At 68.7% G+C, this 16,133-nt stretch carries 13 protein-coding genes; 8 read left to right on the forward strand and 5 right to left on the reverse strand.

Annotation, left to right across the window (positions count from 1 at the left end; translation table 11 throughout):
* On the forward strand, positions 1–314 hold a 314-nt coding region (locus LJE69_RS18970), incomplete at its 5' end, for a tetratricopeptide repeat protein (RefSeq protein ID WP_296927623.1).
* A 21-nt stretch (positions 315–335) separates the two neighbouring features.
* On the opposite strand, the gene LJE69_RS18975 is transcribed toward LJE69_RS18970, so the two are convergent.
* Positions 336–1,343, reverse strand: a complete 1,008-nt coding sequence (locus LJE69_RS18975) for an FAD:protein FMN transferase (RefSeq protein ID WP_296927624.1) — start codon at positions 1,341–1,343, stop codon at positions 336–338.
* Positions 1,344–1,727: 384 nt separating this feature from the next.
* Here LJE69_RS18975 and LJE69_RS18980 point away from each other — a divergent pair, with 384 nt between their 5' ends.
* The 3 genes from LJE69_RS18980 (at position 1,728) to LJE69_RS18990 (ending at position 4,605) form a co-directional block, all read left to right on the forward strand.
* Positions 1,728–2,687, forward strand: coding sequence for an HAD hydrolase family protein (locus LJE69_RS18980; protein ID WP_296927625.1), 960 nt, complete (start codon positions 1,728–1,730; stop codon positions 2,685–2,687).
* 404 nt (positions 2,688–3,091) lie between these two features.
* Positions 3,092–4,141 (forward strand): ferrochelatase, encoded by a 1,050-nt coding sequence (gene hemH, locus LJE69_RS18985; protein ID WP_296927626.1) that lies wholly within the window; start codon positions 3,092–3,094, stop codon positions 4,139–4,141.
* A 32-nt stretch (positions 4,142–4,173) separates the two neighbouring features.
* Positions 4,174–4,605 (forward strand): DUF971 domain-containing protein, encoded by a 432-nt coding sequence (locus LJE69_RS18990; protein ID WP_296927627.1) that lies wholly within the window; start codon positions 4,174–4,176, stop codon positions 4,603–4,605.
* A 61-nt stretch (positions 4,606–4,666) separates the two neighbouring features.
* On the opposite strand, the gene LJE69_RS18995 is transcribed toward LJE69_RS18990, so the two are convergent.
* A complete protein-coding gene (locus LJE69_RS18995; protein ID WP_296927628.1) occupies positions 4,667–5,326 on the reverse strand; it encodes a TetR/AcrR family transcriptional regulator in 660 nt (219 codons plus the stop codon).
* 323 nt (positions 5,327–5,649) lie between these two features.
* Here LJE69_RS18995 and LJE69_RS19000 point away from each other — a divergent pair, with 323 nt between their 5' ends.
* Positions 5,650–8,310 carry a penicillin-binding protein 1A gene (locus tag LJE69_RS19000; protein ID WP_296927629.1) on the forward strand — a complete coding sequence of 887 codons (2,661 nt, stop codon included), beginning with the start codon at positions 5,650–5,652 and terminating at the stop codon, positions 8,308–8,310.
* A gap of 302 nt (positions 8,311–8,612) precedes the next feature.
* Here LJE69_RS19000 and manA read toward each other — a convergent pair whose 3' ends face one another.
* Both manA and LJE69_RS19010 read right to left on the reverse strand, forming a co-directional pair.
* Complete coding sequence (gene manA / locus LJE69_RS19005; protein ID WP_296927630.1) at positions 8,613–9,980, reverse strand: mannose-6-phosphate isomerase, class I; 1,368 nt, start codon at positions 9,978–9,980, stop codon at positions 8,613–8,615.
* A 4-nt stretch (positions 9,981–9,984) separates the two neighbouring features.
* Positions 9,985–10,671 carry a protein-L-isoaspartate(D-aspartate) O-methyltransferase gene (locus LJE69_RS19010; RefSeq protein WP_296927648.1) on the reverse strand — a complete coding sequence of 229 codons (687 nt, stop codon included), beginning with the start codon at positions 10,669–10,671 and terminating at the stop codon, positions 9,985–9,987.
* Positions 10,672–11,102: 431 nt separating this feature from the next.
* Between LJE69_RS19010 and LJE69_RS19015 the strand changes: the two genes are divergently transcribed.
* Together LJE69_RS19015 and LJE69_RS19020 are read left to right on the forward strand one after the other, a co-directional pair.
* The gene (locus LJE69_RS19015) at positions 11,103–12,473 is read left to right on the forward strand and encodes a hypothetical protein (RefSeq protein ID WP_296927631.1); all 1,371 of its coding nucleotides are present in this window, start codon (positions 11,103–11,105) and stop codon (positions 12,471–12,473) included.
* Positions 12,474–12,560: 87 nt separating this feature from the next.
* On the forward strand, positions 12,561–13,304 hold the full coding sequence (locus tag LJE69_RS19020) for an SDR family oxidoreductase (protein WP_296927633.1): 744 nt from the start codon (positions 12,561–12,563) through the stop codon (positions 13,302–13,304).
* Positions 13,305–13,482: 178 nt separating this feature from the next.
* Here the strand turns inward: LJE69_RS19020 and LJE69_RS19025 are convergent, their stop codons facing one another.
* Positions 13,483–15,171 (reverse strand): carboxylesterase/lipase family protein, encoded by a 1,689-nt coding sequence (locus LJE69_RS19025; RefSeq protein WP_296927634.1) that lies wholly within the window; start codon positions 15,169–15,171, stop codon positions 13,483–13,485.
* A 490-nt stretch (positions 15,172–15,661) separates the two neighbouring features.
* On the opposite strand from LJE69_RS19025, the gene LJE69_RS19030 reads away from it, so the two are divergent.
* Entirely contained in the window at positions 15,662–15,955 is a 294-nt protein-coding gene (locus tag LJE69_RS19030) for a hypothetical protein (RefSeq protein ID WP_296927635.1), read from the forward strand.
* The last annotated feature ends 178 nt before the right edge of the window (positions 15,956–16,133 follow it).

Raw genomic sequence — 16,133 nt, forward strand, 5'->3', positions numbered from 1 at the left:
CCCTCGGCGAATGGGAAGCCGCGCGCGCCGCCTTCGCCGAGTCGCTCGACATCGCCCGGCGCATCCTCGCCCGCGTCGGCGAGACGCCAGAGGCGCTGCGCGATCTGTCCGTCTCGCTCGACAACGTCGGCAACACCGATCGGGCCCTCGGCGAATGGGAAGCCGCGCGCGCCGCCTTTCGGGAAGGACTGGAGATCGCAGAGCGGCTCGCCACGGCCCTGCAGAATCACGTGGATTACAGGGATCTGCCGGACCATTTCCGGCGCCGGCTCGCCGGGCTAGAGGAGGCGCGGGACGCGGTAGCGGGCGACTGACCACCCCTAGCGCCGGGCGGGCTATTGCTGCTCGCCCGCCGCCTGCGCAAAGGCCGCGCTCTCGGTGATGCGCAGCTCCTCTTCCTTGCCCTTCGGCGCCAACCGCTCCACGAACAGCGTCGCGAGGCCGCGCTTGTTGGCCAGTGCCATGCCCTTCTGGGGGCCGAGCACCAGCAGCGACGTGGCCCAGGCGTCGGCGTCGCCGCAGCGCTCGGCCACCACGGTGACCGAGGCGAGGTCGTGCACCACGGGCCGGCCGGTGGCGGGGTCGATGGTGTGGGAGTAGCGCTTGCCGTTCACCTCGAAGAAATTACGGTAGTCGCCGGAGGTGGCCATGGCCTGGTCGGTCAGCGCCACCACCCGCAGCGCGGCACGCCGGCCCGGGTCCGGGCGCTCGATGGCGATGCGCCAGGGCTCGCCCTGGGCGTTGACGCCACGCCCGCGCAGCTCGCCGCCGATCTCCACCAGGTAGTCCGTGAGGCCCTTGCCCTCCAGCAGCTCGGCGACGCGGTCCACGCCGTGGCCCTTCGCGATGGCGGAGAGGTCCACGTAGAGATCCGGCCGGTCCTTGCGCAGCGCCGGCGGCGCGGCGCGGGTGTGGAGCCTGTGCCAGCCGACCCGGGCGCGCGCGGCATCGATGTCGGCCTGCGGTGGGATCTCGTCCGGATGCACCTCGGGACCGAAGCCCCACAGGTTCACCAGCGGACCGACAGTGACGTCGAAGGCGCCGCCGGTGGCCTTGCTCACCGCGAGCGCCGTGGCCACCAGCCGCTCCAGCTCGGCGGAGACCGGGAACCAGTCCGTGGTGGTCGCCGTGTTGAAGCGCGACAGCTCGGAGCTCGGCTGATAGGTGGACATGCGCCCATTCACTTCTTCGAGCACGGCGCTGATGTCCTCGTACAGCTTGGCCTGATCCAGATCCGCGGCCGGGTGTGGGACCTGCACGCTCCAGGTGGTGCCCATGGTGCTGCCCGCGAGCGCCAGGGTCTGCTCGCGCGGGCCGCAGCCGGCAAGGAGCAGGAACAGCACCGACAGCAACGCGAGTACGGCGAGCCGGGCGGCTAGTGCACGGCCTTGGAATTGTCGATGCCGTTCGCTGCCCGGCGCGAGCCACTGTCGCCCTGGAGGGCGACACGGATCAGCGCCGCGGGCGGTCTTGCGAGTGGGCTCGGTACCTCCGCATAGGTGCACTAGCCGCACGCGGCGGGGAAGAAGGAACTGGGCCAGTAAAGACATGGGCTCTCGGGACGGGGCGGGTGGTGCCGGTACGGTTGAGTGCGGAAGGGACGGGCGCGATTCGTCGACCGATGCGGCCGATTCGGCCCGGCGCTCCGGCGCCGCCGCTGGACATCGGCGACCGCGTTGCCCATGCTGCGCGCCATTCGATGCAGCCCGCACGATGCCGCAATCGCGATGTACAAGCTGGTGGTCTCCGACCTGGACGGCACCCTGCTGGGGCCGGATCACCGCCTCGGCGATTATACGCGGGGCGTGCTCACCCGCGTGCGCGCGGCGGGCGCGGACCTGGTGCTGGCCTCCGGGCGGCACTTCATGGACATCCGCGTGCTGGCCCGGTTGCTGGCGGAGCCCGCGGGCGACCAGGCCGGCCAGCGCAGCGACGAGCGCCCTCGTGGGAGCGGCGTCCCCTCCGCGATCGACAGCGCCGACGACGACCGCGAACGGAGCCCCGGGACAGGCGCCGCGCAGGGTCAGACCGAATGCCTCATCAGCTGCAACGGCGCCGCCGTGAACACCGCGGACGGGCAGTTGCTTCAGGCCACCTGCCTGGGCCGAGAACCGCTGGGCTTTCTGCTGCGCGACCCGCTATTCCGCGACGTGCACACCAACGTCTTCCTCACCGACGCCTGGCTGGTGGAGCAGGCCGAGCCGAGCCTGCTGCGCTACCACCAGGACTCGGGCTTCCGCTACCAGGTGGCGGACTTCGCGCGTCTGGATGGCCCGGACGGGCCGAATGTGCTCAAGGTCTTTTACTACGGCGAGCACGACCACCTGGTGGCACTGGAAGCCGAGATCCTCGCCCGCCACGGCGATGCGCTCGGCACCACCTTTTCGCTGCCGCAGACGCTGGAGGTCATGGCCGCCGGCGTCAGCAAGGGCGCCGCGCTGGCCCGGCTGCTCGCGGATATCGGGCTCACGAGCGCCGACGTCGTCTGCTATGGCGACGGGCTCAATGACCTGGAGATGCTCCAACTCATTGCCGACGGCGGCGGGCTGGCGCTGCTGATGGACAACGCCGATGCGCGGCTGCACGCGGCGCTGCCGCACCTGCCGCGCGCGGGCGGCCACGCGGACGAGGCGGTGGCACGGCACCTGGAGGGGCTGCTCGCGGACGGCCTGCTCGGCGGCCGGTAGCATTCGGCGAGCCGCACGACACCGCGGCGAGCTGGGCATGACAGAAGATCGCCGCGCACTGCCACCTGCTCCAGTCTGGGCGTCGCGAGCCGACACGCCCTGCCCGGACATGGGCCGAAGCACATCCGCGCCGCGGGCACCCGGAAAATCGCAACGACGTACCAGCCACCGCGGCTCACAATCCACGCCGACACCAACGCGAGTGCGACGAGCGGCGGAATCCATTGTTTGCGCCCACTTAGCCCCGATCTTTCACCAAGTGACAGCGGCCTGACAGCCACGTAACGTTGTTCAGTCGTTTATTCGCCGTGTGCCCGCGGCCGACGCGGGTACCGACCATCCGCCCCGAGCCCGTCCGTCCATTACCATTACGGAACGCAGGGAAATCCGACGTCCCCGATATCATGCGATACAAGAACGTGCCCGGCTTCGAGCACGGCACCCCCGAGTCCCTGGGCGTGCTGATGCTGAACCTCGGAACCCCAGACGCCCCGACACCCAGCGCGGTGCGGCGCTACCTGTCGGAGTTCCTGCAAGACCCGCGGGTGGTAGAGATGCCCCGCCCCGTCTGGTGGCTGGTGCTGCACGGCGTCATCCTGCGGGTGCGTCCAAGCCGCTCCGCGCGCGCCTACGCCGCCGTATGGACCGAGCGCGGCTCGCCACTGCTGGACGTCGCTCAGCGCCAGGCGCAGGGGTTGCGGGCGCTCCTGGACGCGCGCTTCGGCAAGGGCGTGCGCGTCGAGCTCGGCATGCGCTACGGCAAGCCGTCCGTCGCCGAGGCGCTGCAGCGGCTCAAGGAGGCCAACGTGCGCCGGCTCCTGGTACTGCCGCTCTATCCGCAGTATTCGGCCACCACCACGGCCTCGGTATTCGATGCGGTCACCGATGAGCTGAGCACCTGGCGCTGGCTACCGGAGCTCCGGTTCATCAACCAGTACCACGACGATCCCAACTACGTGGATGCCATCGTCAACAGCATTCGCAATTTCTGGCAGGAGCACGGCGAGCCGGAGCGGCTGTTGTTCTCTTTCCACGGCATTCCCAAGCGCTACTTCATGGCCGGCGACCCCTACCATTGCCACTGTCACAAGACCGCGCGCATGGTGGTGGAGCAGCTCCAACTGCCCGAGGACCGCTGGCTGGTGTCCTTCCAGTCCCGCGTCGGCCGCGACGAGTGGCTGCAGCCCTACACGGACGAGACACTCAAGCTCTGGGGCGCGGACCGCGTGAAGTCGGTGCACGTCATCGCGCCCGGCTTCTCGGCGGACTGCCTGGAGACGCTGGAGGAGATCGACGTCGAGAATCGCGAGTACTTTCTGGAGGCCGGCGGCGAGGAATATCGGTATATCCCCTGCCTCAACGACGACCCGCGCCACCTGGAAATGATGCTCGGCCTGGTAGAGCGCCACTCCTGCGGCTGGCCGGAGATGAGCGGCTTGGCCGAGGACTGGTAAGGCGCCGCGCCGAGACGACCTCAAGAACCATGATGGATAAGCACCCCCTCCCCACCGAGCTCAATCTCCACCAGCAGTCCCGCGTGCTGGAGATCGCCTTCGACGACGGCGCCCACTTCCGTCTGCCCTGCGAATACCTGCGGGTCTATTCGCCATCCGCCGAGGTGCGCGGCCACACGCCCGACCAGGCCAGGCTCCAGGTGGGCAAGGAAGACGTGAACATCCGCGACATGCAGCAAATCGGCAGCTACGCGGTGAAGATCGTCTTCGACGACGGCCACAAGTCCGGCCTCTACGACTGGCAATACCTGTACAAGCTCGGCCGTGGCTGGCAGCCGCTATGGCAGGATTATCTCAGCCGCCTCGCCGATGTCGGGCGCAAGCGGAACGCGCCGGACCCCTTCGACGCCATGCTGGCGCGTGGCGAGCGGCCGTCGGAGCTGCCGGAGCCGCTCTCGTCTTAGCACGCCCCCAGGTGCGCGCCCAAGGCGCTTTCCGGCCGCGTGCGGCTCGGCGCTCCCGCGACTACGGCCGATGGCCGGCGCAGCGCTCGATTCCACCCATTGCGAAGCGCCACACGTGCTCCACCAGCGCGTCCAGGCGCTGCGGCACGGGCGGGCGGCCGGGGTGCAGGCGGCTGACGATGGGGCCGGCGTGATGATAGTAGAGGATCTGGCCGATCACGCTGGCGGCGCAGTCGATGGTGCTCGGGTCGTCCGGCGCGCACCCGAGCAACTCGGCGACGATGCTGTAGAGCTCCCGGGCGTCCGGCTCGAGGTGCTCGGTGACGATGCGATCCAGCACCTCGCTGGGATGCGCCATTTCCGAGAGGTAGATGGTGCTGAGCTGCACCTGGCGGTCGCTGTTGCCCGCGCTGCAGAAGATCTCCTCGAACAAGGCGCGGATGTACACCTTGAGGCGCTCCCCGGCGGGCGCATCGGCGGGCAGGAAGTCGGTGCGCCGCTGGCGCAGGGTCTCGAACAGCGTGCCGTAGATGGCCTGATATAGCTTGCGCTTGTCGCCGAAGTGGTAGTGCACCGCCGCCACGTTGGCACCGGCCCGACTGCAGATCTCGCGGATGGTGGCGGCCTCATAGCCGCGTTCCGCGAACACCTCCAGGGCCGCCTCGAGGAGTCTCTCGCGGGTGCTGCCGGCGGCAGTCATGGCGCGTGCCGTCTGGGCCAAGGCAATGCTCCAACGATTGTGTGGGAATGGCAGTTTACCTGATCGCATCCTGGCCGAAGCCACCCCGCGGCGGTCCAGCCGCACACGCCGCGCGAACGCTGTCGGCCCCGGCCGCACATCCGGCTTCCCGACGGTCGGTGCCGGCGTGGCTCGGCCGCCGACACCTAATGTAGAATCAAAGAATTGAGCGCCGCCGCCGCGGCACACCGGGCTCAACCGGCTGCCGCCAGCCGCCGCACACCCGGCTACACAACCAGCCACATGCCCGACCCCGCGGTCAGGGCGTCCCGCACATCCGGTCCAGCTTCGAGCGGTCAAGAGCCTTGCAAACACCAAACGACTCTGCCGGCACCCCGCCCGGCTCCGACCCGACATCCGCATCGTCCCCGGCCGCGGGCACTGAGCCCGCCGCGACGCAAGGCCAGCAGCGCGCGCAGGCGCAACCCGCGCGGCGCGCCGCCCGGAGCAAGCCGAAGCGCTCGCGCAATGGCCGCAACGGCAAGCGGCGTCCGGGCGCCTTCTTCGGCATCCTCGGCACCTTTGCGCGCGTCGTGGCCACGCCCTTGGCGCTGCCGATGGACGCGGCGCTGCTTGGCCTGATTGGTGTCGCGGCGCTGCTGTACACCTTCGAGGCCGACCTGCCGGACGTGGACGCGCTGATGGAGGTGAAGCTGGAGGAGCCGCTGCGCATCTACACCGCCAACGGCTCACTGATGGCCGAGTACGGCGTACAACGCCGCCGCGCCGTCTCCTTCGACGATATCCCGCCGGATCTGGTCAACGCCTTCATCGCCGCCGAGGACAGCCGCTTCTACGAGCACAGCGGCATCGACCTGGTCGGTCTCGCCCGTGCCGCCTACGCGGTCCTGCAAGCCGGGGAGGCCACGCAGGGCGGCAGCACCATCACCATGCAGGTGGCGCGCAACTTCTTCCTCACGCCGGAAAAGACCGTCAAGCGCAAGCTCACCGAGATCCTGCTGGCCATGCGCGTGGAAACCGCGCTGACCAAGCAGCAGATCATGGAGCTGTACCTGAACAAGATCTTCTTCGGCAACCGCGCCTACGGTATCTCCGCGGCCGCCGAGTTCTACTACAACAAGTCGCTGGACGAGCTGACGCTGGCGCAGATGGCCATGCTCGCCGGGCTGCCGAAGGCGCCGTCCGCGAATAACCCGCTTGCGGACCCCGAGCGCGCCCGCCAGCGCCGCGACTGGATCCTGGACCGCATGCTGGAGCTGGGCTTCATCGATCAGGTGGACCACGACATGGCCTGGGTCTCGCCGGTCACGGCCACGGCCTACGTGCCGCCCATCGAGTTCCAAGCCGGCTACGCCGCGGAAATGGCCCGCCAGGCGATGGTGGACCGCTTCGGGAAAGACAAGGCCTATCAACTCGGCCTGCGGGTCACCACCACCATCGACGAGAAGCTCCAGACGGAGGCGGACACGTCGTTGCGTCGAGGACTCATGGCGTACAACGGCCGCCACGGCTATCACGGGCCCGAGGATCACCTCGACGATGTCGCCGACATGAGTGAACAGCAGCTCGACGAGTACCTCGAAGGGCGCCCGGAGGTGCCTGGCCTGCCGGTGGGCGTGGTGCTGGAGTCCGGCGCCTCCAGCGCCAACATCTACCTCGGCGATGGTAAGACCCGCGAGCTCAAGCTCTGGCAAGTCAACCACATGCGCGAGTACAAGAACCCGAACTGGCGCGGCCCGCGCCGCGGACGCGTGGACGGGGTCATCGCCGCCGGCGACGTGATCCGCATGCGCAAGAACGGCAAGGGCAGTTGGATCCTCGCCCAGGTACCCACGGTGGGCGGCGCGCTGGTGGCGTTGTCCCCCACCGACGGCGCCATCCGTGCCATCTCCGGCGGCTACGCCTACGAGTGGTCGAAGTTCAACCGCGTCACCGACGCTCACCGGCAGCCGGGCTCCACCTTCAAGCCCTTCCTCTATTCCGCGGCCCTCGGCAAGGGCTACACGCCGGCGAGCCTGATGAGCGATACGCAAAGGAGCTTCGGCAGATGGAAGCCCAAGAACGCCGACGGCAAGTACATGGGCACCATCCGCATGCGCATCGCCCTGGCCAAGTCCCGCAACCTGGCGGCGGTCAACCTCATCGACCGGATGGGCGTTGACTACACACGCGATTTCATCCAGCGCTTCGGCTTCACCATGGAGGACCTGCCCCGCAACTACGCCCTGGCGCTCGGCGGCGGCAGCGCCACGCCGCTGCAGCTCGCAACCGGCTATGCCGTGTTCGCAAACGGCGGCTACAAGGTCGAGCCGTACATCGTGCAGCGCATCGAGGACGCCCAGGGCAACGTGCTCTACGACGCCAAGGCCCCGCGCGCCTGCGTCAGTTGCTGGCTCGAGTCGCAGCAGGACGAGGCCGAGGTGACGGGCCTCGACGAGGCCGGCAGCCCGCTCGCGCAGCTGGTGCTGGACCCGCGCATCGCCTACAACATGGACTCCATGCTAAAGGACGTGGTCAAGATCGGCACCGCGCGCCGCGCGCTGCGGCTGAACCGATCCGACATCGCCGGCAAGACCGGCACCACCAACGATGCGCGCGACTCCTGGTTCGCGGGCTACTCGCCCAAGCTCGTGACCATTGCCTGGGTGGGCATGGACGACAATCGCCCCCTCGGCCACGGCGAGTGGGGCGGCACCGCCGCGCTCGGCATGTGGATCGACTTCATGGTCGATGCGCTGGAGGGCGAGCCCATCGCCAAGATCAAACGTCCCGAGGGCATGGTGGCGGTGCGTGTCAACTCGGCCACCGGCGCCGCATCGAAGGGCGGTGGTGTCGTGGAGTACATCCGCAGCGAATACCAACTGATGACGCTGGGGCCGGAGCCGGTTAAGTATGCCGCCGCATCCGGCAGCGGCTCGTCGTCCCGGTCATCGAGCGCCTCGGCCAGCCGGAGCGCGAGCGCGCCACGGCGCAGTGCACCGCGGGTGATGGACGAGTTGTTCTAGCGCTTCGCTGCGGAAATTCCGAAATCGGGCTCCCTCGTTGTCGTTGTCGTAATCGGAGTCGTCATCGGATATTCGAACAGCTCTGAGATTACGACAACGACAACGACAACGACTTGAGATGGTCTCGGGATTTGCGCACTGTTGCACAGTCGAGGTGCCGCAAAATCCAGTGTAGAGGAGCGGCATCCGCGGTGCCGCGACCGCGCCGCGGACGGTGAGCGTGTAGGTCGGGCCGACGCAGGAGGCCCGACAATGACGCGGTGATGTCGGCAGCCCCGTCGGGCTCCGTTCCCCAGCCCGATCTACGCCGAATGCTTGCCCGGCCTCGAAGCCCCATTCACCAGCGCAGGCCCGGCCGCATCCGGCACTGTCGCCAGCGCCAGGTCCGCGTCGCTGCCCGCCTGGATGCATGCAGCACAACCGGCAGGCAAGAGGAAGCATCCGCCCTTCGCGAGCGCGAGTACGGTGCCGGCGCCGCTGATTTCCACCGCCCCCTCCACCACCAGCCCGAGCAGCACCGAGTCGGGCGCGATCTCGTGCCGAGCACTGGCGGGCAGCCGCAGCCGCCGCAGCGCAAACTCGGCGGCCGGTGTGTCGTAGGCCAGGACGTCGGGGTGCCCCGCTTCCGATCGGGGCCGGATGATCTCGGGGTCGTGCGGGTCCACGTGCAATACCTCCAGCAAGGCGTCCACGTCGATGTGCTTGCGCGTCAGCCCGCCGCGCAGCACGTTGTTGGAGTTGGCCATCAGCTCCAATCCGGCGCCTTCGAGGTAGCTGTGCAGCTCGCCAGCGGGCAGATAGATGGCCTCGCCCGGGCGCAGGTGCAGCAGGTTCAGCAGCAGGAAGGACAGGAGCCCCCGGTCGTGGTGGCCGCCGGCGGAGAACAGCCCATCGGCATGCAGCAGCCGGCGGCAGCGTTCCCGGCCCGGATCGGAGTCGTCGTTCGCCCGCCGCCGGCTCTGCACCAGCACCGGCCCCAGCAGGGCGTCCACGTCCGCCTGCGGCAGGCGCATGAAATCGGCATAGAGACGGCGCAGCCCTGCGGCGGAGCCGTCCAGTTGCGCCCCGAGGCCCGCCAGCACCGGGTAGCGGGCCAGCTCGATGGCGATCTCCTCCAGGGGGCGGAAGCCGCGCAGGGCATGGAAGTCCGTCAGCGCCACCAACAGCTCAGGCTTATGGTTGCGGTCGCGGTAGTTGCGCGTCGGGTCGTCGGCCGGGATGCCGAGGCGCTCCTCCTGCGCAAACCCGCGCTCGGCCTCGGCACGGTTCGGATGCGCCTGGATGGACAGGGGCATCGCCGCCGCCAGCACCTTGAACAGGAACGGCAGCTCGCCGCCGAAGGCCGCCGCGGTCCCGGCACCGAGCACCGCGTCGGGCGCGGCGGCGATGACCCAATCGAGTGGCACCCCGTGGCTCGGAGCCAGGCAGGCGCTCGCCGGCAGGTCCGGGTGGGCGCCGATCCAGAGCTCGGCCTGCGGCCGCTCGGCGGGGCTCGGCGCCCCGAGGAGGTTCGCGATGAAGGTCTTATCCCCCCAGCCGTAGTGCTGCACGCCGCAGCGCAGCGCAAGCGGCCGGGGATTGCGCACGTAGGCAGGCAGCAGGTGCCCGGGCAGGCGATCGTGCAGGTGCCTGTCTGCGGCGGCGCCAAGGTTGCCGTTCGCAGCGGCCATGGGCCTAGCGCGCGGAATCCTCGGCGCCGGCACCGTCCGGCGGGCTGACGCCACGGGCACCGTCACCGGTGATGGGCACGAAGCGCACCGGCAGCACCCGGCGCCGCTTCAGGCTGCCGTCCGGCTGCTTGGTGAGCAGCGTGAGCCGCTGAGTCTCGTCGGTGTCGCCGACGGGCATCACCAGGCGTCCGCCGACCTTGAGCTGGTCGATGAGCGGCTGCGGAATCGCCGGATGCGCGGCGGTGACCACCACGGCATCGAAGGGCGCCGCCTCCGGCCAGCCGAGATAGCCGTCGCCGGCGCGCACGTGAACCTTGTCGTAACCGAGGCGCGCCAGGGTGGCCGCGGCGCGTGCGGCGAGCGCCGGCACGATCTCGACGCTGTAGACCTCCGCACCCATGGCCGCCAGCACCGCCGCCTGGTACCCGGAACCGGTGCCGAGCTCGTAGACGCGCTCACCCGCCTTGACGCCCGCAAGGTGGCTCATGACGGCGACAATGTAGGGCTGCGAGATGGTCTGACCGCTGCCGATGGGCAGCGGGCTGTCGAGATAGGCATAGGGCCAGAGCCGGCGCGGCACGAACTGCTCGCGCGGCACACTGCGCATGGCGCGGATCACCGCCGGGTCCAGCCGGTCGGTGCCGAGATAGCCGCTGGTGCTGATGACATCGCGCTCAATGCCGTCCACCAGCCGATGGCGGGCAGCGGCGAAGCCTGCCTCGTCAGGGGGTGCCGGGCCGGCGCCCGCGGCCACACCGCCCGGGCCGGGGAACGGCTCCGCGGCGACAGCCTCCAGCGCGGCCGCCCCGTTCACGGCCGCCCCGATCACGGCCCCCCACAGCACGGCGGAGATGAGCCGACACCGGCGGGGATGCCGGGTATTTGACCGAACGCTCTGCGGGTCGTACATAGTGACGCGCCCCGGGCAGGTCGTGCCACTGCCGAATGTTGGCACGAGATCATTGCCGACGGATGCCTTGAGCAGGCACGCTTGGCATCGTAGCACCACCCGTTTGGTCAGGGGGAAGCATGTTCCGGGTAATCGATTCAAATTGTCATAGCAGCAAGATCGAGTCAGGGCGCCCATGCGGACGCCGCCCGCGGCCGCGTCGCGGATTCAGCTTGTGGCTGCTGGCGGTATCGCTGCTGTCGATGCTGCTGCTGGCGGTGCCGGCGGACGCGGCGGACAGCGGCAATGCCAGGGGCATCAACTGGGTCAGCGGCAGCGGCGCGGATGCCGTGGTGCACCTGTACTTCTTCTGGTCCAAGTCCTGCCCCCATTGCCGCAAGGCGCTGCCCAACATCCGCGCCCTGGATGCGGAGCTGCCCTGGCTCAGGCTGCATTCCTATGAGATCACGGAGAGCCGGGCCAACGTCGCCCGCTACGTCAGCATGGCCAAGCAGCTCGGCCGTGACGCGCGCTCGGTGCCGGCGTTCTTCATCTGCGAGCGCATGCTGACCGGGTGGGACGACAGCGGCGGTACCGGCGCACAGCTCCGCCAGCTGGCGGAGCTATGCCGGCCGGCGGTGTCCGCGGGCGAGCCCGACGCGGCCGGGGGCGGCGGCACAACAACGGCCGGCCAGGAGGCGTCCGGCGGGGCCGCCGCAAACGCCGCGGCAAGTTCGGGCAGAGGCGGCGGACTCATCTCCGCCGCCGCCGCGGAGCCGCTGCACGTACCGGTGCTGGGCGACGTGAACGCGGTCAGCCTGTCGCTGCCGGTGTTCACGCTGGTGATTGCGGGGCTCGACGCCTTCAACCCCTGCGCCTTCTTCGTGCTCCTGTTCCTGCTGAGCCTGATGGTGCACGCCCGCAGCCGCGCCCGCATGCTGCTGGTGGGCGGCACCTTCGTGTTCTTCTCGGGGCTGGTCTACTTCCTGTTCATGGCCGCGTGGCTGAACCTGTTCCTGGTGGTGGGCGGTGCGCCGGTGGTGACCGCCATCGCCGGCATCGTCGCGGTGCTGATCGGTGCCCTCAACGTCAAGGACTTCTTCTGGTTCCAGCAGGGGCCGAGCCTGTCGCTGCCCGACCAGGCCAAGCCCGGTCTGTACCACCGCGTGCGCGGGCTGCTCAACGCCGAGAGCCTGCCGACCATGCTGGTGGGCACCGTGGCCCTTGCACTGGCGGCAAACAGCTACGAACTCCTATGCACGGCCGGCTTTCCCATGGTCTACACGCGTGTGCTGACGCTGCACGAGCTCTCCGGCTGGAGCTACTACGCCTACTTGGTGCTCTACAACGTCATCTACGTGGTGCCCCTGGCGATCATCGTGCTGGCCTTCACCTTCACCCTCGGCGCCCGCAAGCTGAGCGAGCGCGAGGGGCGGGTGCTGAAGCTGCTCTCCGGCGTCATGATGCTGGGTCTGGGCATCGCCATGCTGCTGCGCCCACAGGCGCTCGGCAGCCCGGCCATCGGCCTCGGACTGCTGGCGCTCGCGGTGCTGGTGACGGGTGCGGCCTGGTGGCTGACGCGACGGGCGCCGGCGCGGGCCTGAGCGCCGCGGCACGGCAGCGGCCCGTCGGTCACCGCTGCGACACGGCGGGCAGCACAACGCGAAAAGCACATTCCCGGAGGAGCACGCATGATCGATCTCACCGGCAAGGTCGCCGTCATCACCGGCGCCAGCCGCGGCCTTGGTGCCGGGCTGGCGGAACGCTTCCTGGAGCGTGGCCTGAACGTCGCCGCCTGCGCGCGGCACCGCCCGGAGCTTGCGGGCGACGCGGGCCGAGTGCTGACCCAGGCCGCCGATGTCACCGACGCCGACGCCATGGAGCAGCTCTGCGCCGCGGCGGCGGAGCGCTTCGGGCAGGTTGATCTCTGGATCAACAACGCCGGGCTCCTGGCGCCCATCGGCCCGCTGCGCGACAACGACCCGGCAGAGCTCGCGCTCAACATCCAAGTAAACGTCGTGGGCGTCTTCAACGGCAGCCGCGCCTTCATTCGGCACCTGCACGCGCGCGGCGGCGACGGCGTGCTGCTGAACATCAGCTCCGGTGCCGCGCGCAACGCCTACGCCGGTTGGTCAGCCTATTGCGCCGGCAAGGCGGCCGTCGACCGCCTGAGCGAGTCCATCGCGCTCGAAGAGGCCGACCACGGCCTGCGCGTGCATGCGGTCGCGCCGGGCATCATCGACACGGACATGCAGACCATGATCCGTAACAGCAGGCCCGAGCAGTTCCCGCGGGTGCAGAAGTTCCTCGACCTCAAGGCCAAGGACGCCTTCAGCTCACCCGGCTTCGTCGCCGACCGGCTGCTGGAGCTGGCGTTCGATCCGGCCGCCGCCGACACCCCGGTGCTGACGACCCTGCCGCTAGAGCATGCCTAGGGAGGCGCTGTGCCTCATATCGACACCGGCATGGCCGGCGAGTGACGCGTCGATCGAAACCCGGTATGCAGCAAGGGCCGAGGGCCGAGGGCCGAGGGCCAAGGCGCGTACGCACAGCTCCGCTCGACTGCCGTTCCGGCGCGGTTGTACGACACGAACCGCGGCCGCAGGAGCGCGCTCACCGCTTCAGCCCATCGACGATGCGGGTGAATACACCCGGAATATCGTAGCCCACCGAATCCCAGAACGGGCAGTTGGCATGTAGGCTTTGTTCGCTCGTGATCGACGTATTCAGGATCTGCCAAGAGCGCGCCTCTTCGGTAAAGGCGGGCCACGCCGGCGCGCCGGCGTAATTCGGATTCAAGGCTTCCGCGAAGCTGATCCAGTAGCCGGCAACGCGCTCGGAAAGCACGCGCTCGGCAGGGGTGAACCGATCGCCCGTCGGTTCCGCTTGCCGCAGGACCGGCATCGGATTGCCGAAGACAAACGGCTGCTCTGCGGCATGACAGACGTTCCCGGTCTTTGGTGCGCACAGCGGCACCCGGGGCCAGACGTTGAAGGAAGGGGCATGGGTGAACTCATACGCGTACACCGGTGCCGCGGCCACCAACGACACCAGGCGATTGGGACACCGAAAAAGATAGTCCGTCACCAGATGTGCCATCGCAGCGGTATCGTCACCACCCACCGGCCGATAGCGAGCCAATTCCCGAATTTCAGCCCGCGCCCGCGGCGGAAAAAGCAACTCCACCAAGCCGCCGTAGAGCACCTCGGGGACTTCGACCTTGCCGAGCCAATCGAGCTGCTCGCCGGACGCAAACAGCACACCCTCGTTGGCATTGGTACCCAGCAGCAGTGGCTTTTCGGCCATCGCCGTCACCGGCTGCCCCGGAATGACATCGCCATCGATCACCGGCGCCCATGCAAGCTCTCCCGCGAACCCGGCGAGCATGGAAGCGACCTTGACGAGTATGGATGACTGCGCCGACAGGATGTCTTCCACGGACTTGCCCCGCAGGCAGTCCAACACATCGTCGAGACAGCCGGACTCGAGCGCGAACCCCTCTCCGAACGGGCGGGCAACCTCCAGCGTCTTGTACGGGATGCCGTATGGATTGCTCTCCATGATGGCAGCGCGGAACAGCGGGCGGCTGCCTGCCGACTCCAGATGGAGACCGACCGACATCGCCCCCGCGCTTTGACCAACGAGCGTCACTTGGTCGGGATCGCCCCCGAACCGCGCAATGTTGTCGTGAAGCCATTGCAGCGCGCGTTGCTGGTCGAGGAATCCGTAATTGCCGGAGAGGCCATGGATGCCCGCCAAGAAGCCCAGCGCGCCAAGACGGTAGTTGATGCTGACAAAGACGACCCGCCCGCTTGCCGCGAGGTGCCGCCCGTCATAGAGGGGAAGTGCACTGCTCTGCGCGACGAAGCTGCCGCCATGAATGAACACCATGACCGGAAGGCTAGTCGTGCCGTCGTCATGTTCCCGCCGCGGTGTCCAAATATTGAGGCTTAGACACTCTTCGCTCTGTGACGCCTTCTGCGCGGACAGGTCGACCTGCGGACATGCCGGTCCGAATGCAGTCGCGTTGAGCACGCCGGCATGCACGGCCGCCGGAATCGGCGGCCGCCAGCGATGCTCACCGGCCGTCGTTTCGGCGTAGGGAATCCCGAGGTAGGCGTCGACCGGGCGGACGCCGCTGCCGTCGGCGGCCCGCACCATACTTGCTGCGCCACAGACCGGTCCGTCCGCGGTCTCGACGGTCGGTGCCGTACAAGCAGGCCGCTGGATGGGAGCAGAGTTCGCGGGCGGAGACGCGACCTGATCCGCGCTCGCTGCCGCCATCGCGCAGGCGATCAGCATGACGGGGATGGCGCGATGTCGCACCGAACGAACAGACGACCGTATTTCGGTTGTGGGGGCACGCATGTTCATCGCCCGAACGAGAAGCGCTCCAGACGGATCGCGGGGACGTTGGGGGTTATCGCTTCGTGAGCAAGGCCGGCATAGCATCGGAACGAGGCCAACCCCTTGCGCCGGCCTGAATGCTTCGTAAGCGTAGACCATCCGTGCGACAGCGGTCGCCCAAGCAAGGTGCCGCGCGGGATACGGGGCCTTTCGGCTCTGGGCATCAGTCATTTGCGCCAAGTGAAGCACCGTCACATTCCCTCGACGGCTCCCGCGGCAGGGGGATCTTCGCCGCTACGTCTACACTTGAATCGAGAAACGGAGGCACGACCGCGGTACGGAATGACTACCGGTATGCGCAATGAGGACGATGAGGACGCTCCCCATACTGCTTGCCCTGTTTTTGCCGGGCGGCTGCGTCATGGCACCGACAGCGGAGGCTCCTGTGCGCTATGCCAGCGATACTGAGTGGGCCGCCTGCATCGCGCAGGTGCAGGCCGAACTGGGGCCGCAGGGCAAGTGCGGCGCATCGAACTGCTACGACGATGCCGGCCGGGACCTGATCGACATCTGCATCGCCAAGGTCGGCTACCTCAGGCACACCGAAGCAGAGACCGCGCAGCTTCTGCGCAACATCAGCGAGGGAGACATCAGCAACGCCGCCGTGGCCGCGGTGCGGACCTATCCACCGGGCCACCCGGTGCGCAAGGCTTACGAGACGGCGCAGGCGCGGCCGTAGCGGCGCTGCCGGCCAAGCCGGCGTCCACAATTCGGGGCCGCATCCGCGCCCCTTGCCTCGCAGAGCGACGGATGGTGGCCACAGCGCGAAGGCGGCGGGTTCATCCGGTCCTGTAAAATGCAGCCTCCGGGGCACCCTGCCGCGAGCACGGAGCTCCCACGACAGCGCACGCGGCATC

It is taken from the genome of Thiohalocapsa sp., assembly GCF_022340605.1.
Classification (GTDB): domain Bacteria; phylum Pseudomonadota; class Gammaproteobacteria; order Chromatiales; family Chromatiaceae; genus Thiohalocapsa.

Coding starts and splice junctions, on each gene's coding strand:
- LJE69_RS18980 (WP_296927625.1), top strand. CDS start 1,728: ATGTACAAGCTGGTGGTCTCCGACCTGGACGGCACCCTGCTGGGGCCG.
- hemH (WP_296927626.1), top strand. CDS start 3,092: ATGCGATACAAGAACGTGCCCGGCTTCGAGCACGGCACCCCCGAGTCC.
- LJE69_RS18990 (WP_296927627.1), top strand. CDS start 4,174: ATGGATAAGCACCCCCTCCCCACCGAGCTCAATCTCCACCAGCAGTCC.
- manA (WP_296927630.1), bottom strand. CDS start 9,980: ATGGCCGCTGCGAACGGCAACCTTGGCGCCGCCGCAGACAGGCACCTG.
- LJE69_RS19020 (WP_296927633.1), top strand. CDS start 12,561: ATGATCGATCTCACCGGCAAGGTCGCCGTCATCACCGGCGCCAGCCGC.
- LJE69_RS19025 (WP_296927634.1), bottom strand. CDS start 15,171: ATGCTGATCGCCTGCGCGATGGCGGCAGCGAGCGCGGATCAGGTCGCG.